This is a genomic window from Streptomyces sp. NPDC002125, assembly GCF_053593715.1.
Window position 1 is genome coordinate 45,200 of the sequence record NZ_JBSFDD010000002.1, and the last position, 23,319, is coordinate 68,518.

Annotated in this window: 17 protein-coding genes and 1 other RNA gene; 11 read left to right on the forward strand and 7 right to left on the reverse strand. The window is 71.8% G+C overall.

Annotation, left to right across the window (positions count from 1 at the left end; all coding sequences use genetic code 11):
- Positions 1-71 precede the first annotated feature (71 nt).
- From ACWCQM_RS03315 to ACWCQM_RS03335, 5 genes are all read right to left on the reverse strand, one after another.
- A complete protein-coding gene (locus ACWCQM_RS03315) occupies positions 72-2,306 on the reverse strand; it encodes a bifunctional glycosyltransferase/CDP-glycerol:glycerophosphate glycerophosphotransferase (protein WP_450913667.1) in 2,235 nt (744 codons plus the stop codon).
- Positions 2,307-2,474: 168 nt separating this feature from the next.
- A complete protein-coding gene (locus tag ACWCQM_RS03320) occupies positions 2,475-3,392 on the reverse strand; it encodes a carbohydrate ABC transporter permease (protein WP_450913668.1) in 918 nt (305 codons plus the stop codon).
- Positions 3,389-4,762 carry a carbohydrate ABC transporter permease gene (locus ACWCQM_RS03325; RefSeq protein ID WP_450913669.1) on the reverse strand — a complete coding sequence of 458 codons (1,374 nt, stop codon included), beginning with the start codon at positions 4,760-4,762 and terminating at the stop codon, positions 3,389-3,391. The genes ACWCQM_RS03320 and ACWCQM_RS03325 overlap by 4 nt, the downstream gene beginning before the upstream one ends.
- A 4-nt stretch (positions 4,763-4,766) precedes the next feature.
- Entirely contained in the window at positions 4,767-6,137 is a 1,371-nt protein-coding gene (locus ACWCQM_RS03330) for an ABC transporter substrate-binding protein (RefSeq protein ID WP_450913670.1), read from the reverse strand.
- 233 nt (positions 6,138-6,370) lie between these two features.
- Complete coding sequence (locus ACWCQM_RS03335) at positions 6,371-9,694, reverse strand: FHA domain-containing protein (RefSeq protein ID WP_450913671.1); 3,324 nt, start codon at positions 9,692-9,694, stop codon at positions 6,371-6,373.
- A 420-nt stretch (positions 9,695-10,114) separates the two neighbouring features.
- On the opposite strand from ACWCQM_RS03335, the gene ACWCQM_RS03340 reads away from it, so the two are divergent.
- The 4 genes from ACWCQM_RS03340 (at position 10,115) to ACWCQM_RS03355 (ending at position 15,552) form a co-directional block, all read left to right on the forward strand.
- Positions 10,115-11,752 (forward strand): serine/threonine-protein kinase, encoded by a 1,638-nt coding sequence (locus ACWCQM_RS03340; RefSeq protein ID WP_450913672.1) that lies wholly within the window; start codon positions 10,115-10,117, stop codon positions 11,750-11,752.
- Positions 11,753-11,898: 146 nt separating this feature from the next.
- The gene (locus ACWCQM_RS03345) at positions 11,899-13,137 is read left to right on the forward strand and encodes a serine/threonine-protein kinase (RefSeq protein ID WP_450913673.1); all 1,239 of its coding nucleotides are present in this window, start codon (positions 11,899-11,901) and stop codon (positions 13,135-13,137) included.
- Between the two features lie 69 nt (positions 13,138-13,206).
- Positions 13,207-14,313 (forward strand): peptide chain release factor 2, encoded by a 1,107-nt coding sequence (prfB, locus tag ACWCQM_RS03350; protein ID WP_073746229.1) that lies wholly within the window; start codon positions 13,207-13,209, stop codon positions 14,311-14,313.
- Positions 14,314-14,670: 357 nt separating this feature from the next.
- Positions 14,671-15,552, forward strand: coding sequence for a hypothetical protein (locus ACWCQM_RS03355; RefSeq protein ID WP_450913674.1), 882 nt, complete (start codon positions 14,671-14,673; stop codon positions 15,550-15,552).
- 132 nt (positions 15,553-15,684) lie between these two features.
- Here ACWCQM_RS03355 and ACWCQM_RS03360 read toward each other — a convergent pair whose 3' ends face one another.
- Positions 15,685-15,876, reverse strand: coding sequence for a hypothetical protein (locus ACWCQM_RS03360; RefSeq protein ID WP_073746233.1), 192 nt, complete (start codon positions 15,874-15,876; stop codon positions 15,685-15,687).
- Positions 15,877-16,134: 258 nt separating this feature from the next.
- Here ACWCQM_RS03360 and ftsE point away from each other — a divergent pair, with 258 nt between their 5' ends.
- The 5 genes from ftsE (at position 16,135) to ssrA (ending at position 20,038) form a co-directional block, all read left to right on the forward strand.
- Positions 16,135-16,824, forward strand: coding sequence for a cell division ATP-binding protein FtsE (gene ftsE / locus ACWCQM_RS03365; protein WP_014046319.1), 690 nt, complete (start codon positions 16,135-16,137; stop codon positions 16,822-16,824).
- A 23-nt stretch (positions 16,825-16,847) separates the two neighbouring features.
- Positions 16,848-17,768, forward strand: coding sequence for a permease-like cell division protein FtsX (gene ftsX / locus ACWCQM_RS03370; protein ID WP_073746235.1), 921 nt, complete (start codon positions 16,848-16,850; stop codon positions 17,766-17,768).
- A gap of 68 nt (positions 17,769-17,836) precedes the next feature.
- Positions 17,837-19,024: a S41 family peptidase gene (locus ACWCQM_RS03375; protein ID WP_450913675.1), complete on the forward strand. Its 1,188-nt coding sequence runs from the start codon at positions 17,837-17,839 to the stop codon at positions 19,022-19,024.
- 18 nt (positions 19,025-19,042) lie between these two features.
- Positions 19,043-19,531 (forward strand): SsrA-binding protein SmpB, encoded by a 489-nt coding sequence (gene smpB / locus ACWCQM_RS03380; RefSeq protein WP_073746239.1) that lies wholly within the window; start codon positions 19,043-19,045, stop codon positions 19,529-19,531.
- A gap of 120 nt (positions 19,532-19,651) precedes the next feature.
- Positions 19,652-20,038: a transfer-messenger RNA gene (ssrA, locus tag ACWCQM_RS03385) on the forward strand.
- 98 nt (positions 20,039-20,136) lie between these two features.
- Here the strand turns inward: ssrA and ACWCQM_RS03390 are convergent.
- Entirely contained in the window at positions 20,137-21,348 is a 1,212-nt protein-coding gene (locus tag ACWCQM_RS03390) for an MFS transporter (RefSeq protein WP_450914079.1), read from the reverse strand.
- Positions 21,349-21,514: 166 nt separating this feature from the next.
- On the opposite strand from ACWCQM_RS03390, the gene ACWCQM_RS03395 reads away from it, so the two are divergent.
- Complete coding sequence (locus tag ACWCQM_RS03395; protein WP_450913676.1) at positions 21,515-22,483, forward strand: LysR family transcriptional regulator; 969 nt, start codon at positions 21,515-21,517, stop codon at positions 22,481-22,483.
- A 169-nt stretch (positions 22,484-22,652) separates the two neighbouring features.
- Positions 22,653-23,306: a hypothetical protein gene (locus tag ACWCQM_RS03400; RefSeq protein ID WP_450913677.1), complete on the forward strand. Its 654-nt coding sequence runs from the start codon at positions 22,653-22,655 to the stop codon at positions 23,304-23,306.
- Positions 23,307-23,319 lie beyond the last annotated feature (13 nt).

Here is a 23,319-nt window from a genome sequence, read left to right on the forward strand (position 1 = left end):
CTGCCTGCCGGGACGGGCCCCGGGGTCCCCCGGGAGAGCCCCCGGGGTGCCCGGCGCCCGTCGGGCCCGCCTCATCCGTTGGTGTACTCCCGCACCGGCACCTGCCGGGGCACCCCCGTTGGCCCCCGGCCCGTGAGCGGTGCCGGCAGCGGCAGTCCCGAGGTGTCGCCCAGGAAGACCCGGCGCACCACCCGCTCCGACGCGTGCCCGTCGTCGTACGGGCAGAAGCGCGCCCTGAACGCCGCCCTGCGCTGCGCGGACCGTGGCCCGCGCCAGTGGTCGGTGGCGAAGATCTCGTGCAGCTCCTCCTGGTCACGGGCCACCGCGCCGGGCGGGAACGCCGCCGGGTCGAAGTACGTTCCGCGCGCCGCCTCGTACGCCTGCGCGTCCTCCAGGTGCAGGACGACCGGCCGGTCCAGATTGACGTAGTCGAACATCAGCGAGGAGTAGTCCGTGATCAGGCCGTCCGACGCGAGGCAGAGTTCCTCGACGGAGGGGTGCGCGCTGACGTCGATGATGCGCGGATGCGAGGTGTGCCCCGCGGTCGCGCGGGCCGTCTCGTCCAGGTAGTGGGCGCGGGCCAGGATCACGAAGTGCGGGCCCAGGACCCGGACCAGCTGGTCCAGGTCCAGGGAGTGCCGCTGGGCGCGCCGGTAGTCGCGGTGGGTCGGGGCGTACAGCACGGCGGTGCTGCCGGCCGGGATGCCCAGCAGCGCGCGGAGCCGGGCGGTCTCCTCGGGGCCGGTGCGGTGGAAGACGTCGTTGCGCGGGCTGCCGTACTCCAGCGTGGTATAGCCGGAGGGGTAGGTGCGTTCCCATACGAGGGTCGAGTGCTGGTTGGCGGAGAGGGAGAAGTCCCACTTGTCGACGTTGTCCAGCAGCTGCTCGAAGTCCATCGAGCCGGCCGCGGCCGGGCGGTGCACGAGGTCGGTGCCCATGGTCTTCAGGGGCGTCCCGTGGTGCGTCTGGAGCAGCACCTGCCCGCGTCTCTTCACGAGTCTGCGGTCGAAGTTGACGTTGTTCACGAGGTACTTGGAGCGCGCCAGCGCCGTCCAGTACGCGGCGGTCCCGGGGTGCAGCACCCGGGTCGCGGCCGGCACCGTACGGGCGTCCTCGGGGCGGCAGATCCAGAAGGTGCGCAGTCCCGGCACGAGGCGCCTGGCGGCCTCCTCCAGGGCCGCGGGGCTACAGGTGTAGCCGCGGTGCCAGTAGGCGGCGAAGACCGCGTCCCCGGGCCTCACGGGCAGCCTGAGCTGGACGCGGTAGTGCAGCTGGAGGGCCGCCCCGCGCACCGCCCGGCGCGTGGCCGACGCCGCGCGCCCGAGCCGGCCGCGCAGCCGCTGCGCGCCCCACAGGGCGCGGTAGGTCCGGTGGGCGCCGAGCCGGAACAGGGCGTGGCGCAGGCGGGTGCGGCGGGGCACGGGGGCGCCGGGGGTGCGGTAGAGCCGGCAGTGGGCGCGGGCCCGCCGGAAGAACGCGGCGCGGGTGCCGCGTGGCAGCCGCCCCCGTGAGGTGAAGAGGGTCGAGAAGTGGTCGAGCATCCGGCGGAACATCACCGGGCGCCAGACGGCGAGTTCGGGACGCGAGTCGATGAAGGCGAAGACCCGGTCGTACTGGTCGAAGACGTCGAAGTGGCGGTGGGTGGTGGTGGAGAGGATGTTGCCCCTGCGCCGCTGGCGGTACCCGACGCAGACCGTGTCCAGGACGGCGATCGATCCGGCGGCCATCAGCACCGGATAGGTCCAGGGGGTGTCCTCGTAGTAGCCGGGCGGGAAGGTGAAGCCCTCGGACTCGATGAACTCGCGGCGGTAGGCCTTGTTCCAGACGACCATCAGGACCTTGAGCAGCTCGGGGCGCTCGGCCAGCCGGAAGGAGGCGGGGCCGGTCTCGGAGAGGTGCTCGGCGAAGATGTTGCGGACGCTCTCGCCCGACCAGTACGTACGTGCGTAGTCGTAGACCAGGACGTCGGGGCCGCCGGTGGCCTCCAGGCGGTCGGCGATCGCCTGGAGCGCCTCGGGGGCGAAGGTGTCGTCGCCGTCGAGGAAGAGCAGATAGTCTCCGGTGGCCCCGGCCACACCGGCGTTCCTCGCGGGCCCCAGACCGGAGTTGACGGGCAGGTGGACGACCCGGACCCGGGGGTCGCGGACGGCGTACTCGTCGGCGATCGGGCCGCAGGCGTCCGGTGAGCAGTCGTCGACCACGATGATCTCGTAGTCCTTGTACGACTGGTTCAGCACGGAGTCGAGACACGCGTGCAGATACGCCTGGACCCGGTACGCGGGCACGATGACACTGAACCGGGGCACAACACATCCAGGGGTCGCTCGCGGGCGGGCAGGTGGCCCGCAAACGGCCGATGGAGTGACTTGGTTACGCCGGATGTGGCATTCGGGGGAAATACGAGGTAGGGCGGCCCGATCGGGAGTGAACGGGCCGCCCTGGTGTTGACGAACGTATGTGCTGTGCCGTCTCGCCTACTTGACGGCGCCCGCCATCACCCCGGAGACGAACTGCCGCTGGAAGGCGAAGAAGACGGCCAGCGGGATCACCATGGACACGAAGGCGCCCGGCGCCAGTACGTCGATGTTGTTGCCGAACTGGCGGACCTGCTGCTGGAGCGCCACCGTGATCGGCGGGGACTCCGAGTCCGCGAAGATCAGGGCGACCAGCATGTCGTTCCACACCCAGAGGAACTGGAAGATCCCGAGCGAGGCGATCGCGGGGCCTCCGAGCGGCATCACGACCCGGGTGAACAGCCGTATCTCGCCCGCGCCGTCCAGCCGGGCGGCCTCCAGCAGCTCGCGCGGGATCTCGGCGAAGAAGTTCCGCAGCAGGAAGATGGCGAACGGCAGACCGAACGCCGTGTGGAACATGATCACGCCGAAGGTCGTCTCGAAGATCCCGATGGTCCCGAAGAGCTCGGAGACCGGGATCAGGGCGACCTGCACGGGCACCACCAGCAGCCCCACCACGACCAGGAACCACCAGTCGCGGCCGGGGAACTCCATCCAGGCGAAGGCGTATCCGGCGAGCGAGCCGATCACGACCACCAGGAAGGTGGCCGGGACGGTGATCATCACCGTGCTGAAGAGGGAGTCGGTGATCGTCGAATTGTCCAGCAGGCGCTGGTAGTTGTCGAAGGTCAGCTCGGACGGGGCGGTGAAGACCTTCCACCAGCCGGTCGCCGCGATGTCCTCCGGCCCGCGCAGCGAGGAGAGCAGCAGGCCGATGGTCGGCATCAGCCAGAACAGGCCCACCAGGACGAGGAAGACCCGCATGGCCCCGCCACCGGCCCGTGCGGCCAGCCGCGCCCCGAGCGACGGCCCGGCCTTGGTGACGGGCTCGGCCCGCGGAGCCTTCTCGGCCTCGGTGACTCCGGTCGTCGTCGTCATCGCCGCCCCTCCTTCCGCATCCGGCGGATGTTGAACAGCATCACCGGGATCACCAGCAGCAGCAGGAGCACGGCGATGGCGCTGCCGACCCCGAGATCCGCGTCCGTGCCGAACGAGGACCGGTAGAGCTGGAGCGCCAGGACGTTGGCGTCGTCCTGCGAGGAGCCCGGCGCGATGATGAAGACCAGGTCGAAGATCTTCAGTACGTTGATCATCAGCGTGACCAGCACCACCGCGAGCACGGGTGCCAGCATCGGCACCGTGATCCGGCGGAAGACCTGCCACTCGTTCGCGCCGTCGACCCTGGCCGCTTCGAGCAGTTCGCGCGGCAGGCCCGCGAGACCGGCGGCGATCAGCACCATCGCGAAGCCGGCCCACATCCAGACGTAGCTGCCGATGATCCCGGGTGTCACGAGGGACGGGCCGAGCCAGTCGACCCCGTTGTACGGCTCCCGGAAGTTGTCCGCCGGAAGCCGCAGCTGGGCGCCGTCAGCCGAGGCGGGCAGGGTGAACACCCCGTTCGCGCCCGCCGTCGCCGAGGCGACGACCTTGCCGTCCTTGACCGCCTCGACGGTGATGCCCTTGAGGCCGAGCTCCTTCGGATCGACGACGTTCGGCTTGCCGCCGCCGCCCTTGGTGAAGTCGAGCCAGGCCGTCCCGGTGATCCCGTCACCGGAGGCGGCGGGCACCTTCGCGGGTTCCGCGTCGCCCGGCATCTTCGCCGGGACCACGCCGACCAGCGGCAGGCTCACCGGTTCACCGGCCCGCACGGTCTCCTTGGTGACGAAGGAGCCGCCGCCGCCCGCCTTCAGCGGATGGACCGGCAGCGGATGCGCCTTGGGGAAGCCCGACGATTGGGCGAACGTGTCGTGCACGCCCACCGCCACGGCGTTGGCGACGCCGCGTTCCGGCGCCTGCTCGTACACCAGCCGGAAGATGATGCCGGCGGCCAGCATCGAGATCGCCATCGGCATGAAGACGATCAGCTTGAACGCCGTACCCCACCGGATGCGTTCGGTCAGCACCGCGAAGATCAGGCCGAGCACGGTGGCGACCGTCGGCGCGAACACCACCCAGATCGCGTTGTTCTTCACCGCCGTACGGATCGTGTCGTCCGTGAACAGCGCCTTGTAGTTGTCGAGACCCGCGAAGCCCGTGCCCGCCTGGTCGAGGAAAGAGCGGTAGACGGAGTACACGATCGGATAGACGACGAGGGCGCCGAGCAGCACCAGCGCGGGCAGCAGGAACGCCGCCGCGACGGCTCGCCGGGTGCCGGTCACACTGCGGCGCGTGCGCGTGCCCGCCTTCGTCCCTGGACGCTTGTCGGCGGGGGGCGCGCTTCCCGCGCCCCCCGCTGTCGCTGTGGTCATCCCGTCAGCTCGTGTACGCCTTGGCCGCGTCGGACTCCAGTTTCGCCTGGGTCCCCGCGATGTCCTTCGGGTTCTTCAGGAAGTCCTGGAGCGTCTTCCACTCGCCCTTGCCGGGCGTCCCGCCGAACGACTGCGGGGCCTGGTCGGACATGTCGAACCGGACGTCGTCACCGGCCGCGATCAGCGCCTCGGCGATCTTGCGCTGCACGTCGTTGGGGTAGGCCGCCGCGTCCAGCGACTTGTTGGGCGAGATGAACCCGCCGGCCTCGGCCCAGATCTTCGCCGCGTCGGTCGAGGCGAGCCAGGTCAGCAGCGCCTGGGCGCCCTCGCCGTCCTTGAGCGCCACCGCCGCGTCCCCGCCGGTCACCACCGGGGACTCCGCGCCGACCGCCGGGAAGGGGAACACCTTGGCGTCCGTGCCGATCTTCGCCTTGGTCTGCGCGATGTTGATGGAGACGAAGTCGCCCTCGAAGACCATCGCGCCCTTGGGCTGGTCACCGCCGGTGAACGTCTGGGTGACGGACACGGGGAACTCCGTCTGGAGCGCGCCGTCGGCTCCGCCGGAGATCAGGCTCGGATTGCCGAAGAGCTCGGCCAGGGTGGTCAGCGCGTCCTTGACGGACGGGTCCGTCCACTTGATCTCGTGCTGGGCGAGCTGGTCGTACTTCTCCGGTCCGGCCTGGGAGAGATAGATGTTCTCGAACCAGTCGGTGAGGGTCCAGCCGTCCGCGCCGCCGACGGAGACCGGTGTGACACCGGAGGCGGAGACCGTCTCGGCCGTGGCGATGAAGTCCTTCCAGGTCTTCGGCTCGCTCGCGCCCGCGTTCTCGAACGCCTTGGCGTTGTACCAGATCAGGGACTTGTTGGCGGCCTTGAAGTAGACGCCGTACTGGGTGCCGTCGACCGCGCCGAGGTCCTGCCAGACCTTGGAGTAGTTCTGGCCCAGCTGTGCCCGCGCCTCGTTGCCGACCGGCTTGGCCCACTTCTTGGCCACCGCCTGCTGGATGGCGCCCACCTGCGGGATCATCGCGACGTCCGGGGGCTGGCCGCCCGCTATCTTCGTACCGAGGAAGTTGACGATCGGGTCCTGCGCCGGGACGAAGGTGACCGTGGCCCCCGTGCGCTTCTCGAACTCGTCCAGCACCTTGGTGAAGTTGGCCTGCTCGGGTCCCGTCCAGACCGCCGCCACCGATAATTTCTGGCCGTCGAGCTTCGGCAGGTTCACGCTCGACGCACTGTCCGAGCTCTTGTCCGGCCCCTTGCTCGCCTTGTCCTTGCCGCCGCCGTCCCCGTCACCACCACAGCCGGTGAGGGCCAGCGCTCCGATCGCGGTGAACACCAGTGCTGCCCTACGCATTCGAAGGGTTCTGCGCATCCCTTGCCCCGTCTCTCCTGCGCGCGCATGTGTGCGGACCGGCACCCACGGTGGGACTCTGCGGTGCCGCTCACGTCACACATCGCGCTGTTCACGTCGTCCGTGCGCTCAGTCCTATGCCCGGCGTCCCGGGGCCGCAATACCGCCGCCGACCCCAACTCACTGATCGTGATGGGCTCGTGACGTCGCGCCGGACCTGCCCCAGGAGGGGCTCCCGGGGCCCCGGCAGGCTCTCAGGAGGGCAGGGGGTACGGGACCAGCGGGGGGAGCCGCTCGGCGTTGACCGAGCGGGCCGCACGCTCCAGGGCGCTGGCGAGCAGGGCCAGGTCGGTGGGTCCGTTGCCCAGCTCGCGGACGGGTCTGCGGGTCGGCGGATCGCCCATCCGCTCCCACTCCAGCGGTACGACGGTCGGGCGCAGGGTCGCCGTGCGCGGGATGCGCCCGGTCACCCGGCCGCCCTGGAACGGCGTCACCCGGCCGTCCGGATGCCCCAGACGGCCCCGGCCGGGAGCGGCCTCGTCGGGGGACGGGGGAACGACCGGCGGATCGAGCACGATGCGCAGCCTGGCGCCCCTGGCCAGCTCCGTGTCCTCGGTGCGGTCCGGGCGGCCCGAGGCGGCGACGAGATGGACGCCGAGGCGCCCGCCGTCCCTGGCCACGGCCTCCAGCACCCGCACCACGGAACCGGCGGACGGGCGGCCGGGGCTGCCGAGCGCCGGGGCGACCAGGGCGTCGAAGTCGTCGGCCAGGACGACGAGCCGCGGCAGGGGCGAGGGGCCCGGGTCCACGGGACGGGCCGCGGCCGGCCGCAGCCGCAGGGTGCCGCTGGCAGGCGATTCGATGTCACCGCGCTGCTCGGCGGCGCCCGGGGCGTGCCGGCCCCCGAGCGTCTGCGACTCCTCGTACCGCGCGTGCCATTCGGCGAAGTCCAGGCCGCCGAGCAGCTCCGCTCTGCGCTTCAGCTCGCCGCCCAGTGCCTGGGCGAACTCCCTCATCCGTACGGGGTCGGAGGCCACCAGACGCGTGAAGACGTGCGGCAGCTCCAGGCAGGGGCCGAGGCCCTCGCCGTGCTCGCCTCCCGCTCCGTCGATCAGCAGTATGCCGAGCCGGTCGGGGCGTGCGGCCGAGGCCAGGGACGCGGCGACGGCGCGCAGCAGCTCCGTGCGCCCGCTTCCGGGAGGCCCCTCGATCAGCAGGTGAGGTCCCTCGTCGGCCAGGTCGACGGAGAGCGGGCCGCGGGGCCCCGCGCCGAGCACGACCACGGGCCGTCCCGCGTAACCGCCGGCGGGGGCCGCGGGAGCGGGGGCCCCGCTGTCGCGTCTCTGCGCGCCGATCCGGGGGGAGCCGCTCGCGGCCGCCGGAGGATAGACGGAGCGGCCCGGACCCGAGCTGGTGGGCCCGGTGCCCAGGAAGGGGGTGCGCTCGGAGTCCGGGGACTCGCGCTGCGCGCCCACCCGGGGGCCGGTGCTCAGGGTGCGGCCCGAGCTCGTCGTGTTCAGGTCGGCGCCGGGCTGGGGAGCCGCGCGCACCGTCGCGCCCGGCTGGACCTCGGCGGTGGAGGCCCAGCGCGCCATCAGGGAGGCCGGGGTGGCCCGCGCGAGGCCCAGCTCGTCCAGCAGCCGGGCGGACGGGGGCAGGGCCGCCGCCATGGGCCGGCCGGGCAGGGCGGCGGCGCCCTCGTCGCGAAGCGGGGCGAGGGCGCGCCCGAACCGCTCGGCCCAGGCCGCCGACACGGCGTCCACCGAGGCGACCGTGCCGTGGCCCGCCGCCTGGCCGCCCGCCGTGCGCAGCAGCCGCAGCGCGGTCGCCACATCGCCGCTGAGCATGGCGACCGCCCCGCACTCACGGAAGGCGATCGAGGCCCGGCACGCGCTGTCGTAGGTCGCGGTGACCGGGGACGTCGGGGAGGCTGCCGGGGTCTCGGCCAGACAGATCAGATGGATTCCGGCGGCGGCTCCGGCCCCGGCCAGCGCGGCCGTGGTCTCGCGCAGCGCGGCGGAGCCCGGGTCGCCGTCCACGATCACCACGGTGTACGGCCCGGTGTGCCGGCGGGCGGCCTCGGCGACGGTGCTCCGGTCGGCGCTGGCCCAGCCGGGGCCGAGCGGGCTCTCCTCCAGGCGGCGCACCAGCTCCGCCGCGCGGGCGCCCGCCTGCTCCCGGTCGTACGCGAGGAGCAGACGGCAGTCCTGGCCGTGCATGGGGCGCAGATGGGGCAGCCAGCCGAGCCAGGACCACTCGCGGCGGCGCTCCTCGGGGCTCCGGGCCCGGTCCGTGCTGATCAGCACGATCTCCAGGTCGAAGGGGGAGTGCAGCGCGGCGAGCTGCGCGACCGTCGAGCGGGCGAGCCCGGACAGCCTGGCCCTGGGTCCCGCGAGGCCGAGCGAACCGGCCTCCCGCAGTCCCACGGTGACCGGCACGGCGGGCAGGTCGGCGCGCTCCGTCGTCCCGAGCCGCACGACCAGGGCCTCGGGGTGCGAGGGGTCGCGCTCCCACAGCCGGGGCCCGGGGCCGAGCGCGGTGAGCAGCACGGTGGCGGGGTCCGGCCAGGTCCCGGCGGGGGCCGAGGGGGAGCGGAGGGGCTCGGACGGGGGGTGCGCGGCGGGTCCGGTGGCCGGGGCGGTGCCGGCGGGCGTTCCGGGAGCCGGTTCGCCCTTGCCGCCGGTGAGGCGCCGGGCCCAGGCGCCTATGCCGCCGCGCCGGGGGGTCTCGCCCTGCGTGGCGTCGAAGCCGCGGCCGTGGGTGACCTGCGGCAGGTCCGCGTCCCGGTGGGCGTCGTGGCCCGCCGGGCCCTCGTCGTACGGATCGTGCGGGCCGTGGTCCGCCGGAGCGGGGCTGTAGGCGTGGCCGTGTCCTTCGCCGCCCGTGTCCGCGCCGCCCTCGGCGTCCGGTGCCCGGCCGCCGCCCGCATCGGGTCTGGCCACCCTCAGATGGCCCTCGCCGTCGGGTGTGGTCGTCAGCGTGGGTGTGCGGGCGCCGGGCGTGAGCCGGAGCGTGGACTCGCCGAGCCGCAGCAGGGCGCCCGGCACGAGCCGGACCGGGCGGTCGCGGACCTCGGTGCCGTCGAGCGAGGTGCCGTTGGTGGAGCCCAGGTCGGCGACGGAGACCCTGCCGTCCTCGGAGACCGTCACCGCGCAGTGCAGCCGTGAGACGTCGGGGTCGTCGAGCGGGACGTCGGCCTCGGCGGAGCGGCCGATGCGGATCTGCCCGCCGTGCAGCAGATGGACCCCTCCGGCGTCCGGTCCCGCGATCACGTGCAGCCTGGCCGGAACCGTGTCGTCCACGGCCTCGCCCTCCCCGGGCACCTGGAGGGAGAGCACCGCGCCGTCCACCAGCGGCGGCTCGCCGAGGGCGCAGCGCTGCGGGTCGAGCCGGTCCCGCCCGGCGTAGAGCACGGTGGCGCCGCCGCCCAGGGAGCCCTCGGGGCCCGCGACCGCCGTGGCCAGGCCGGAGGCGACGGCCGCGAGGGCGGTCCCCGCCGGGGCGGTGACGAGCACGTCGCAGGCGCGCGCCGCGGTCTGGCCGCTGCGCGGCGCGAGGACGGTCAGCCGGATCTGCATCGCCGTCAGCGGTCCCTTCTGCGCGGGGTGCCCGGCAGGGGGAGATGCCCTGTGATTCCCCCCACCCGGCACGGACGCGTCGTCCGGTACAGGTCGTCACGGAGGGTGAGGCTCCCGACCCCACAGTTCCGTGCTGGAGGCATCCTCGCACCTGCCACTGACAACACGCCCGGGGGTGGCCGCTCAGTGATCATGAATGGCCGAGTGTGGGCGTAAAAGTGCCTGCTTGGTCCTGCCGGAAAGGTCCTGCACACTCGTTCGGCAACCATCTCTTTCGTGTAAGCGTCTTCCCCTGAACACAGCAGGAACACGACCGGAGTACGACCGGCCGGTGCCCTGTACGGCGGCACTAGAGTGGGCCGGAACATCCGGCGGGCCCCGGGGGACCGCGAGCACATCGATCAGCAGGGAGCGCGTGACGTGCGGCCAGTCGGCAGCAAGTACCTGCTCGAGGAGCCGCTCGGACGCGGCGCCACGGGCACCGTCTGGCGAGCCCGCCAGCGGGAGACCGCGGGCGCCGAGGCGGCCGTCGCCGGGCAGCCCGGGGAGACCGTCGCGATCAAGGTGCTCAAGGAGGAGCTCGCCAACGACGCGGATGTCGTGATGCGCTTCCTGCGCGAGCGCTCCGTGCTGCTGCGGCTCACCCACACGAACATCGTGCGCACCCGGGACCTCGTCGTCGAGGGCGATCTGCTCGCCCTCGTGATGGACCTGATCGACGGTCCCGACCTGCACCGCTACCTCCGCGAGAACGGCCCGCTCACCCCGGTCGCCGCCTCGCTGCTGACCGCCCAGATCGCGGACGCGCTCGCCGCGAGCCACGCCGACGGCGTCGTGCACCGCGACCTGAAGCCCGCCAACGTGCTGCTCGACGAGCGCGACGGCGGCATGAAGCCGATGCTCACCGACTTCGGCATCGCGCGCCTCGCGGACTCCCCGGGGCTCACCCGCACCCATGAGTTCGTCGGCACGCCCGCCTATGTGGCACCCGAGTCGGCCGAGGGCCGGCCGCAGACCTCCGCCGTGGACATCTACGGCGCGGGCATTCTGCTGTACGAACTGGTCACGGGCCGCCCGCCGTTCGCCGGGGGCACCGCGCTGGAGGTGCTGCACCGGCACCTCAGCGAGGAGCCCCGCCGCCCCAGCACCGTCCCGGAACCGCTGTGGACGGTCATCGAGCGCTGCCTGCGCAAGGACCCGGACCAGCGGCCCAGCGCCGTGAACCTCGCCCGCGCGCTGCGTACCGTCGGCGCGGGCATCGGGGTGCACGCCAACTCGGCGCAGATCGCCGCCGCCGAGGGCGTGGGCGCCCTGCTCGCCCCCGACCCGGCGCCCGCCGCCGTCCCGGACACCCCGGGCGCTGCCGACCCGACGCAGGTCCTGCCGAGCAACGCGGGTTCGTACGACCCGGCGGCCCCGACCAGCGTGATGCGGCAGACCCCGGGCGGCGGGGCCGACCCGACCGCGATGATGCCGCCCGTGCCGCCGCGCCCCGACGGTCCCCCGCGCCCCGACGAGCCGCACCCGTGGCAGTCCCAGCTCCGGGCGGCCAGGGACCGCAACGAGCAGACGCAGGTCCAGTACCTCGACCCGAGCCAGGACCCGCTGCGCCGCCGCCCTCAGCGCCAGCAGCAGCCGGGGGCCCAGCAGCAGCGCCCGCAGCAGCAGCGCCCCCAGCCGCAGCGCGCGCAGCAGTACCAGCCGCAGCAGCAGCCCCAGCCCTACCAGCAGCCGCAGCAGCGCCGGCCCCAGCAGCCGGCCCCGCGCCAGCAGTACGCGCCCCCGCAGCAGCCCCCGCCCCAGCAGCCGGCCCCGCGCCAGCCCAGGCAGCGCAGCGCCAACCCGATGCGCATCCCGGGCCTCGGCTGCCTCAAGGGGTGCCTGTTCACGGTGGTGCTGCTGATCGTCGCGGGCTGGCTCATCTGGGAGCTGACTCCGCTCCAGGACTGGATCGCCCAGGGCAAGGGCTACTGGGAGGCGATCGGTGACGGCATCTCCGAGGTCACCGGCTGGTTCGAGAGCCTCGGCAGCAGTTCGAACGACCTGACCGGACAGTAAGAACACCAGCTCTGTGTCTTTGTCGACTTCTGCGGGCCCAATTCGCCCGCAGAAGTGAAGGTTGGCGCCATCCAGGGCACGCAACACCCCGTTCGCCGCGTAACTTTGTCGACCGGGGGTCAACGCCAGCCGCTGAGGGAGCAGTCTTGGCACGGAATATCGGCAGCCGGTACACCGCCCACCAGATCCTGGGGCGCGGCAGCGCCGGCACGGTGTGGCTCGGCGAGGGGCCGGAAGGCCCCGTCGCCATCAAGCTGCTCCGCGAGGACCTCGCGTCCGACCAGGAGCTCGTGGGCCGCTTCGTGCAGGAACGCACCGCGCTGCTCGGGCTCGGGCATCCCCACGTCGTCGCCGTGCGCGACCTCGTGGTGGACGGCACCGACCTGGCGCTGGTGATGGATCTCGTGCGGGGCACGGATCTGCGTACCCGGCTCGACCGCGAGCGCCGTCTCGCGCCCGAGGCCGCCGCCGCGATCATCGCGGACGTCGCCGACGGCCTCGCCGCCGCGCACCGCGCCGGAGTGGTGCACCGCGATGTCAAGCCGGAGAACATCCTGCTCGACATGGAGGGCCCGCTCGGCCCCGGCGGTTCGCACCCCGCGCTGCTCACCGACTTCGGCGTCGCCAAACTGATCGACACCCCGCGCCGCACCAAGGCCACCAAGATCATCGGTACGCCGGACTACCTCGCCCCCGAGATCGTCGAGGGCCTCCCGCCGCGCGCCGCCGTGGACATCTACGCCCTCGCCACCGTGCTCTACGAGCTCCTCGCCGGCTTCACCCCCTTCGGCGGCGGCCACCCCGGCGCCGTGCTGCGCCGCCATGTGACCGAGACGGTCGTCCCGCTCCCCGGCATCCCCGAGGAGCTCTGGCAGCTCCTGGTGCAGTGCCTGGCCAAGGCCCCGGCGTCCAGACTGCGTGCCTCGGAGCTGGCCACCCGGCTGCGGGAGATCCTCCCGCTGCTGTCCGGGATACCCCCGCTCGACGTCGACGAGCCCGACGCCGAGGCCGAACCCCAGGCGTACGACGAGCAGCAGTACACCCCGGCCCCCGAGGAGCCCCGCCGCCGCGGCGCGGTCCCGCTGGTGCCGGGCTCCTCACCGGACTCCAACCGGGACACCCACACGAGCATGCGCGTCCCGGCGCCCGACGAGCTGGCGGGCGGCCCCCTGGGCACCGCCCGCGCCCCGCGCGCCCCCGGCCGCCCCCGTCCGGGCTCGGCCAGGAACAAGGCCGCGGCCGTCCGCAAGCGCCGGATCACCCTCGGTGCGGCCGCCGTCGCCCTGTGTGCGGCCATAGGGGTGGGCGGCTGGCTCGCCACGAGCGGCGACGACGCGGGCCCGGCCCCCGACGACACGCGGAATTCGGCGCCCGCGGGCCCCTGAGGACGGCCCGCGAGGCCCCCTGATCCGGGGGAGGGACAGGTTCACTCGTCCAGCCGTTACGCTGGACCCGTGGCAGTCGTCGATATTTCCGAAGAGCTGAAGTCCCTCTCCTCCACCATGGGGTCGATCGAGGCCGTCCTGGACCTGGATGCGCTGAGGGCCGACATCGCCGCGCTCGAGGAGCAGGCGGCGGCGCCGTCCCTCTGGGACGACCCGGAGGCGGCGCAGAAGATCACCAGCAAGCTTTCGCACCTCCAGGCCGAGGTCCGCAAGGCCGAGGCCCTGCGCGGCCGTATCGACGATCTCGGAGTCCTCTTCGAGCTCGCCGAGGACGAGGGCGACGCCGACACGCTCGCCGAGGCCGAGGCGGAGCTCGAGTCGGTCCGCAAGGCGCTCGACGAGATGGAGGTCCGTACCCTCCTCTCCGGCGAGTACGACGCGCGTGAGGCCCTGGTCACCATCCGGGCCGAGGCGGGCGGCGTCGACGCGGCGGACTTCGCCGAGAAGCTCCAGCGCATGTACCTCCGCTGGGCCGAGCGGCACAACTACAAGACCGAGGTCTACGAGACGGCGTACGCCGAAGAGGCCGGCATCAAGTCGACCACCTTCGCCGTCGAGGTGCCGTACGCCTACGGCACGCTCTCCGTCGAGCAGGGCACCCACCGGCTCGTCCGGATCTCGCCCTTCGACAACCAGGGCCGTCGCCAGACGTCCTTCGCGGGTGTCGAGGTGCTGCCGGTCGTCGAGCAGACCGACCACGTCGAGATCGACGAGTCCGAGCTGCGCGTGGACGTCTACCGCTCCTCGGGCCCCGGCGGCCAGGGCGTCAACACCACGGACTCCGCGGTGCGCCTGACCCACCTGCCGACCGGCATCGTCGTCTCCTGCCAGAACGAGCGCTCGCAGATCCAGAACAAGGCGTCCGCGATGAACGTCCTCCAGGCGAAGCTCCTCGAGCGCCGCCGCCAGGAGGAGCAGGCGAAGATGAACGCGCTCAAGGGCGACGGCGGCAACTCCTGGGGCAACCAGATGCGTTCGTACGTCCTGCACCCGTACCAGATGGTCAAGGACCTGCGTACGGAGTTCGAGATGGGCAACCCGGAAGCGGTGTTCAACGGCGAGATCGACGGCTTCGTCGAGGCCGGTATCCGCTGGCGCAAGCAGAGCGAGAAGTAGCCGTACGCGTACGGCGACCGGGGCCCGGGCAGGTTTCCTGCCCGGGCCCCGGTGCGTTCCATCCGGCCCGTGGCCCGGGGCAGTTGGGGGGAAGACGTGGCGAATGAGTCACAGTCGTGATTCCGAATAGCCGTCAAGAACCCTCATATCGCCCCGTACGCACCTGGAACGGCCTTGACGTAGTCCTTAACTCTGGACAGGGTGCTAGGGCAGCACGCGTATGTCTGGGACAGGTGTGATCGGGGGCGGGCGGGATGACCACGGTACGGCGTGGCCCTGCAGAGCGTTGACCCCGCAGGGCCGTGGACCGCATAGGGCTGCTCCATCGACGAGATCAGCTACTGGGGGTAGCAACAGATGACGAAGAAGACGCGGATCCGCGTCGCGCGCATAGCCGCCTGCGCGGTTATCGCCGCAGGTGCCTCGCTCACCGCGGCGGGCGCCGCCCAGGCCTCGGGCATCGGCCTCGGGCTGGGCCTCGACGGCGAGGACGCCAGCGTCAGCGTCCAGGTCGGCTCGGCCGACGGCGACGATGGTGACAGCGGCGCAGGCGGCGTTGACGGCGGCGGCGACAGCGGTGCTGGCGGCGTTGACGGTGGCGCCGATGGTGGTGCTGACGGCGGTGCCGATGGTGGTGCTGACGGTGGCGCCGATGGTGGTGCTGACGGTGGCGCCGATGGTGGTGCTGACGGCGGTGCCGATGGCGGTGCCGATGGCGGCGCCGATGGTGGTGCTGACGGCGGTGCCGATGGTGGTGCCGATGGTGGTGCTGACGGCGGTGCCGATGGCGGTGCCGATGGTGGTGCTGACGGCGGTGCCGATGGTGGTGCTGACGGCGGTGCCGATGGTGGTGCTGACGGCGGTGCTGACGGCGGTGCCGATGGCGGCGTTGACGGTGGCGCCGATGGTGGCGTTGACGGTGGCGCCGATGGTGGTGCTGACGGCGGTGCTGACGGCGGCGCCGACGGCGGGTCCACCGGCACACCCGGCCCGTCCGACCCGGACGACGGCGCCGGCACCTGCACCGTCGACCTCGACGGTGCCGCCTGCGCCGACAACACCGACACCGACAGCGTCGGCAACACGCCGGTCGAGCAGGGCAAGGGCAAGGACGAGCTCGCCGAGACCGGTGCGGCCGAGACCACGTTCCTGCTGGTCGGCGCCGCGACGATGATCGCCGGTGGCATCGGCTTCCGCATCCTGCCGCGTCTGGCGGGCGGCGGTCGTACGGCCGCCTGACGTCCGTACGCGCACGAGGAAGGGCCCGGGAGAGCCGTCATGGCCTCCCGGGCCCTTTCGTGTACCGGAACCGCTCCTGCGGCCGTACGCGCGCGTCTGGGCCCCGCCGGGCGGTGGGGGGCGGTCTCCCGCTCAGACGGCCTGGTGCGCCAGCAGCGCCAGGGCGGCCACCAGGATCACCATCAGGGCGATCAGCATCGCCGGATTCAGCCCCGCGAAGAGCCCCTGCTCCTGCATCCGCTCGCGGCTCGCACGGCAGACGCGGCAGCGGCCCTCGCTCACGGGCGCCGCGCAGTTCGCGCACACCAGTCGGTCGTAGGTCATGCGCAGTCCTCCTCCCGCGCGGCGGAGCCGCATTCACGTTCTCTCCGCACAACGCTCAGGGAAACGCAACCGTTCCCCCTACCACTGTGCCAGCTCGCGGCGATTTCGGCGCGGCCCGCCGTACAAGGTCCGGCACGCCCTGTTTCGTTCCCTGCCGCTTTCCGTCACAAATCCCTCATTGAAGGACGCCGACTGCACGCGTACACCCGCTTCGCGTATGGTCACGCACACCTACCCCCGGCCGACCGTGGTGCATCCGTGATCCGATTCGACAACGTCTCCAAGACCTACCCGAAGCAGAGCCGTCCAGCTCTCCGGGACGTCTCACTCGACATCGAGAAGGGTGAGTTCGTCTTCCTGGTGGGCTCATCCGGCTCCGGCAAGTCCACCTTCATGCGGCTCATCCTCCGCGAGGAGCGCGCCAGCCAGGGCATGGTCCATGTGCTCGGCAAGGACCTCGCGCGGCTGTCCAACTGGAAGGTGCCGCAGATGCGCCGCCAGCTGGGAACGGTCTTCCAGGACTTCCGCCTTCTGCCCAACAAGACCGTCGCCGAGAACGTGGCCTTCGCGCAGGAGGTCATCGGCAAGCCGCGCGGCGAGATCCGCAAGGCCGTGCCGCAGGTGCTCGACCTCGTCGGTCTGGGGGGCAAGGAGGACCGGATGCCCGGTGAGCTCTCCGGCGGTGAGCAGCAACGCGTCGCCATCGCGCGGGCGTTCGTCAACCGCCCCATGCTGCTGATCGCGGACGAGCCGACCGGCAACCTCGACCCGCAGACCTCCGTGGGCATCATGAAGCTGCTGGACCGGATCAACCGGACCGGCACCACCGTGATCATGGCGACCCACGACCAGAACATCGTCGACCAGATGCGCAAGCGCGTCATCGAGCTCGAGCAGGGCCGTCTCGTACGCGACCAGGCGCGTGGCGTCTACGGCTACCAGCACTGAGCATCGAGTACTGAAAGGACGCCATGCGCGCCCAGTTCGTCCTGTCGGAGATCGGCGTCGGTCTTCGTCGAAACCTCACGATGACCTTCGCGGTCGTGGTCTCCGTCGCCCTCTCGCTCGCCCTGTTCGGCGGTGCGCTGTTGATGCGCGAGCAGGTCAGCTCGATGAAGACCTACTGGTACGACAAGGTCAACGTCTCGATCTTCCTCTGCAACAAGAACGACGCCAAGGACGTGCCCAAGTGCGCCAAGGGTGCTGTCACGGCGGAGCAGAAGAAGGAGATCAAGGCGGACCTCGAGAAGATGGAGGCCGTCGAGAAGCCGGTCCTCTTCGAGACGGTCGACCAGGCGTACAAGCACTACCAGGAGCAGTTCGGCGACTCGCCGATGGCCGGCAACATCACGCCGGACCAGATGCAGGAGTCGTTCCGGGTCAAGCTGAAGGACCCGCAGAAGTACAAGGTGGTCGCGACGGCCTTCGCCGGCCGTGACGGGGTGCAGTCCGTCCAGGACCAGCGCAGCATCCTGGACAACCTCTTCGGGCTGATGAACGGCATGAACGTGGCCGCGATCTTCCTGATGGCGCTGATGCTGGTCATCGCGCTGATGCTCATCGTCAACACCGTCCGCGTCTCGGCGTTCAGCCGGAGACGGGAGACGGGCATCATGCGGCTGGTGGGGGCGTCGGGCTTCTACATCCAGATGCCGTTCATCATGGAGGCCGCGTTCGCCGGACTGATCGGCGGACTGCTCGCCTGCGTGATCCTGCTGGCCGCCCGGTACTTCCTGATCGACGGCGGCCTCGCGCTCCAGGAGAAGCTGAACCTCATCGACTTCATCGGCTGGGAAGCGGTGCTCACCAAGCTCCCCCTGGTCATCGCGATCGGGTTGCTGATGCCCGCCGTTGCCGCTCTCTTCGCGTTGCGCAAGTACCTCAAGGTGTGACGTGCGCCCCGTCCCGCATGCGGCCAACGAGCCGTGTGCGGACGGGGCGTTGTCCTACACTCGGCCACATGCCGGGCCATACGTACCATTTGAAACCCCGCGGTCTCCGCCGCGGGGCGGCCCTGACGTTGGTGTTCGCGAGCGTGCTGGCCACCGCCGCGGCCACCGGGTCCCTGCCCCACGAGGACGGTGCGGGCACGGAGATACAGACGCGCTCGGTGTCCTCCACGGTCGGTTCCGTGGACCGCGAGGAGATCGCGGAGGCCGCAGCCGACGCCGAGGCCGACGGGAAGTCCGGCACGGACGCCGCCGAGGAGGTCGTGAGCCGCAGCGGGGACCGCTGGGGCGCGGTCTACGACGAGCGGGAGTACGAGGACTTCGAACGCGCCCTCGACGGCTCGTACACCGGTGTGGGCATCTCGGCCCGGCGCTCGGCCCGCGGCGAGGTCACCGTGACCGGGGTCCAGCCCGGCAGCCCCGCGCGTGCGGCCGGGGTGCGCAAGGGTGACCTGCTGCGGACCGTGGACGGCCGTCGCGTGGAGAAGCGCCCGGTCGCCGAGGTCGTCGCACTGCTGCGCGGGGACCGCGAGGGGGCGGCCGAGGGCACCTCCGTGGTGCTCGGGCTGAGCCGCGGCGGGCACTCCTGGACCACGACGCTCCGCAGGGCCCGGCTGACCATGCAGCCGGTCAGCGTGCGGCGGCTGGGCGAGGACCCCGAGTCCGCGGTGCTGATCAAGGTCGCGGCGTTCACCAGGGGCGCGGGCACCGCGGTCCGCGAGGCCGTGGACGAGGCGCCCGGGGACGCCGGCATCCTCTTGGACCTCCGGGCCAACTCGGGCGGTCTGGTCACCGAGGCCGTCACCGCCTCGTCCGCCTTCCTGGACGGCGGGCTCGTCGCCACCTACGACGTGCACGGTGAGCAGCGGGCCCTCTACGCCGAGCCGGGCGGGGACACCGAGCGGCCGGTGGTCGTCCTGGTCGACGGCGGCACGATGAGCGCGGCGGAGCTGCTGACCGGTGCGCTCCAGGACCGGGGCAGGGCCGTGACCGTCGGGTCGCGCACCTTCGGCAAGGGGTCCGTGCAGATGCCCAGCGAGCTGCCGGGCGGCTCCGTCGCCGAGCTGACCGTCGGGCACTACCGCACTCCGGCGGGCCGCAGCGTCGAGGGGAGCGGCATCACCCCGGACGTCGGGGCGGGTCAGGAGGCCCAGCAGAGGGGCGAGACGGTATTGAGTGGCCTCGGGGGTGGGTCGTAGTGCGAAAATGACCGCACTATGGCCAAGGAAAAAGACACCGGGCGCAAGATGATTGCGCAGAACAAGAAGGCGCGGCACGACTACCACGTCCTCGACACCTACGAGTGCGGTCTCGTGCTCATGGGCACGGAGGTCAAGTCGCTGCGGATGGGCAGGGCGTCGCTCGTCGACGGCTTCGTCCAGATCGACAACGGCGAGGCGTGGCTGCACAACATCCACGTCCCCGAGTACGTGCAGGGCACCTGGACCAACCACGCGGCCAAGCGGAAGCGCAAGCTGCTGCTGCACCGGGCCGAGATCGACAAGCTGCAGTCCAAGTCGCAGGAGACGGGCCACACGATCGTGCCGCTCGCGCTGTACTTCAAGGACAGCCGCGTCAAGGTCGAGATCGCGCTCGCGAAGGGCAAGAAGGAGTACGACAAGCGCCAGACGCTGCGAGAGAAGCAGGACACGCGGGAGACGAACCGCGCGATCTCGGCGGCCCGGCGGCGCCAGCGCAGCGCGTAGCGCCACCCGGCCCGGGGCCGGCGCCCCGGAGCCGCCGGAATACGGTGGCATCCGCGTGCGTTGGTCACGTACGATGGGCCGTGCACCTCACAGAAGGTGCGCGGATTGAAAAATCAACATGGGGATGATCGGTTTCGACAGCGGATGTCGAAGCAGGGGAAGCGAGTCGAGGAAGCGGCAATGATCTCGTAAACCATATGTCGCAACCAATAATCGCCAATTCCAAGCGCGATTCCTCCGCCTTCGCCCTCGCTGCCTAATTAGCAGCTAGCGAAGACTCTGCGGAGTGTCAGCCCGGGGGTGATCCCGACCCGGATCCTGGCATCAACAAGGGATCTAAACTTCTGAGCCCGGTCACGGGGTTCTGAAGGAAATCTAACAGTGACTGGGCCTGTCGGAGGCTTGTTCGCGTGACCTCCGGGGCCGAGAAAAGCGTAGCGAACTGCACTCGGAGAAGCCCTGGTTCCGCACCGTTGGACGCGGGTTCGATTCCCGCCATCTCCACAATTCCCATGTGAACGAGGACCCCGTTGCCCCTGGCAGCGGGGTCCTCGTTTTTCGTGTGCCCGTGTGCCCGTGTGCCCGTGCCTGCGTGAGCCCGCGGGTCAGATGGTTCTGCGGGTTCCGGCCGCCGCGACGGTCAGTGCCAGCGCCGCCGCGCACACCGGCACCGTGTATCCGGTCGCCGTCCCCGCGTGCTCCACCATCCAGCCGCCCAGCGCGGAACCCGCCGCCACGCCGCCGAGCAGCGCGGTGACGGCGAGTGTCATGCCCTCGTTGAGCTGGGCCGGTGGGGTGAGCCGCTGGACCAGTGTCATGCCGGTGACCATGGTGGGCGCGGTGGCGGCGCCGGCCAGCAGCAGGCAGCAGGCCAGGGCGAACAGGGAGCCGGTCGTGGCCGTGGCGACCAGGGGGAGGGACATCAGGGCGGTCATCCCCGTCAGGCAGAGCAGCAGCCTGCGCCGGACGTCCGGGGCGGGGCGCAGGGCCCCGTACAGCAGCCCGGCCACGCAGGAGCCGCCCGCCTGGAGCGCGAGGATCGCACCCCCGGCGCGGGCGATGGAGACGACCTCCAGGGCCCCGAAGACGGCCCCCGTCGCGAGGAAGACGGCGAGCAGGGCGGGTACGCCCTTGGTGCGCAGGGGCGAGGCGGCCCGGGTGCGGGGGGCCACCGGGGGTTCCGTCGCGCGCTGGGCGGCGAAGATCAGGACGCCGGTCATCAGGAGCACGGCTCCGGTGAGCGTGCCGGCCTCGGGGAAGAGCGCCCCGCACAGGGTCGCGGCGAGCACCGGGCCGAGCATGAAGCACAGTTCGTCGGCGGCCTGTTCGAAGGAGTTCGCGGTGTGCAGGGCGGAGGCGTCGCCCCGGTGCAGATGGGCCCAGCGGGCCCGCGACATGCCGCCCGTGTTGGGGGTCGTGGCGGTGGCGGCGTACGCGGCGAAGAGCGTCCAGACCGGTGCGTCGTAGTGCACGCAGAGGAGCAGCGCGAGCGAACCGAGCACGGCGACGGCGGTGGCGGGCACGGCGATCCTGGCCTGGCCGTGGCGGTCGACGAGGCGCGCCGTCCAGGGGGCCACCACGGCGGTCGCGAGCAGCCCGGTCGCGGTGACGGCCCCGGCCAGGGCGTACGAGCCATGGGCGTCGGCGATCATGATGACGGCGCTGACGCTGAACATCCCCATGGGCAGCCGGGCGAGGAGATTGCCCGCGGTGAACGCGCGTGCGCCGGGGGTGGCGAGCAGCCGGAGATACGGGTTGCCCGGGGCGGCGGGGCGCTCGGGGGCGGCCGTGGGGCCAGGGGTGGTGCGGTCCGGGATGGTGCGGTCCGGGGTGGAGCGGTCCGGGGTGGAGCGGTCTTGGGCGGTCGTCGGGTGCGGGGCGGCAGCGATCTCATGGGGCACGCGTCAACCCTCGGGGGCTGGGCCCGTGCCGTCCAACACCTGTTCGAAGCGTATTCACGCACTTCCGTTGTAGATTGATCGCGTGCCCGCACCCGACATCGATCCCCGTCTGCTCCGTGCCTTCGTCGCCGTGGCCGAGGAGCTGCACTTCACCCGCGCCGCCGCCCGGCTCTATGTCGCGCAGCAGGCGCTGAGCCGGGACATCCGGCGGCTGGAGCGCGAGCTCGGCCGGGAGCTCTTCCTCCGTACGACCCGGCAGGTGTCGCTCACCGGCGACGGGGAACGCCTCCTGCCGCACGCCCGGCGGGTGCTCGACGCGCATGCCGCTCTTTCCGCCGCTCTCACCGACCCCACGGACCGTCCCCTGCTCGTCGATCTGAACACCGATGGGATGACCGCGGCCAGGGTGCTGGCCCGCGCGCGGGAGCGCGCGCCGGAGTGCGAGCTGATGGCGCGCTTCGAGAGCGGACTCACCTGGGCGGCCGGCGAAGTGCTCGCCGGGCGGCTCGACGTCACCTTCGGGAGGGCCGCGGGGCTCGATCCCGCGGTGCTCGCCCAGCTCTCCGTCCAGCCCGTTCGGTACGAGCCGATGGCTGTTCTCCTGCCGCACGATCACCCTCTGGCGGGGCGCGAGGCCGTCGCCATGAGTGATATGGCCGGTGAAACCGTCTACGCGGGGGCGGGTAACGCGCGCACCCTGGAGTGGACACAGCTCGCTGCCCTGCTGTTCGGCACGTGGGACATCTCTCTGGCGCCGCCTGCCCCGCTCGCCGTGGGAGTGGCTGAATTTCAACGGGTCATGGCAAAGACGGGGCACCCCGTGCTGGCCGTCGCGGGCTTTCCGCCGCTGCCGGGGACGGTGCTGCGCCCGCTGGTGCGACCGGTGCCGCTGTCCCCGCTGCTGATGGTCTGGCGCAAGGGCCTCGACCACCCCGGGCTGACCGCTCTGCGTGCCGCAAGCGCCGAACTCGCTGGGGCAGAAGGATGGATGGTACGGCCAACGGATTCTTGGCTGCCCGAAACCGATTCGTCACTGATGCGTCACCGATGATGAACATCCGGTGATACAGGACCTTGCCGGTCCACTTCGTGCGCTACATTCAGGCTTTCGGGTGCACCGGACGAGTGCCGCCCGGACCGGGTGGGGGCCCGTCCGTTGGCAGGAATCACGTCATTTTTTCGCGCACCTGTTTCATTGAGTGGGGGATGTGCGAACACCTGTGGACAATTGGCGCGAAGGTACCCGTACCTGGCACACGCATGAGCCGAACGACGTCACCGTGCAACTGGACGGGCTCGGCCGTCAGCTTTCCGAGCTGCCGGTGGAGCCGAACCTTCCGGATCCCTCCGACGGACCGGTCTTCGTCGACGAGAGCGGCCGTCGCAGCAAGACGTACCGGCGGGTGGGCTGGGTGCTCGCCACGATCTGCGCCGTGTACGCGGTGACGCTGGTGGTCGCGCTGCTCGGCGGCAACTCCAGTGCTCCCTGGCTCCCGCTCACCGGTCAGGAGAAGAAGCACTCGGACGAGGTCGAGGTGCGACCGGCCCCGAGCGGTGACGCCGTGTCCCAGAGCCCGCAGGCCACTCCCTCCTCCTCCGCGTCGGCCTCGGCCTCCGCCTCCTCGCTCCCGTCGTCGGACGCGTCGGCGGCCGGTTCGGGCGCTTCCGGCGCGGCCGAGGCCTCGGCTTCCGCGTCCGCCGCGACACCCGGGGGCAGCAACTCCTCGGCGCCCGCCGGGGGCAACCAGGTCACCACGCCGCCCGTGGTCGACCAGTCGCCGACGCCGAGCCCCGACCCGCCCACCGAGGAGAGTCCTCCGGCCTCCCCGGATCCCTCGGAATCCACGGTGCAACCACAAGAAGGCACTCAGTAAATGACCACCCCCG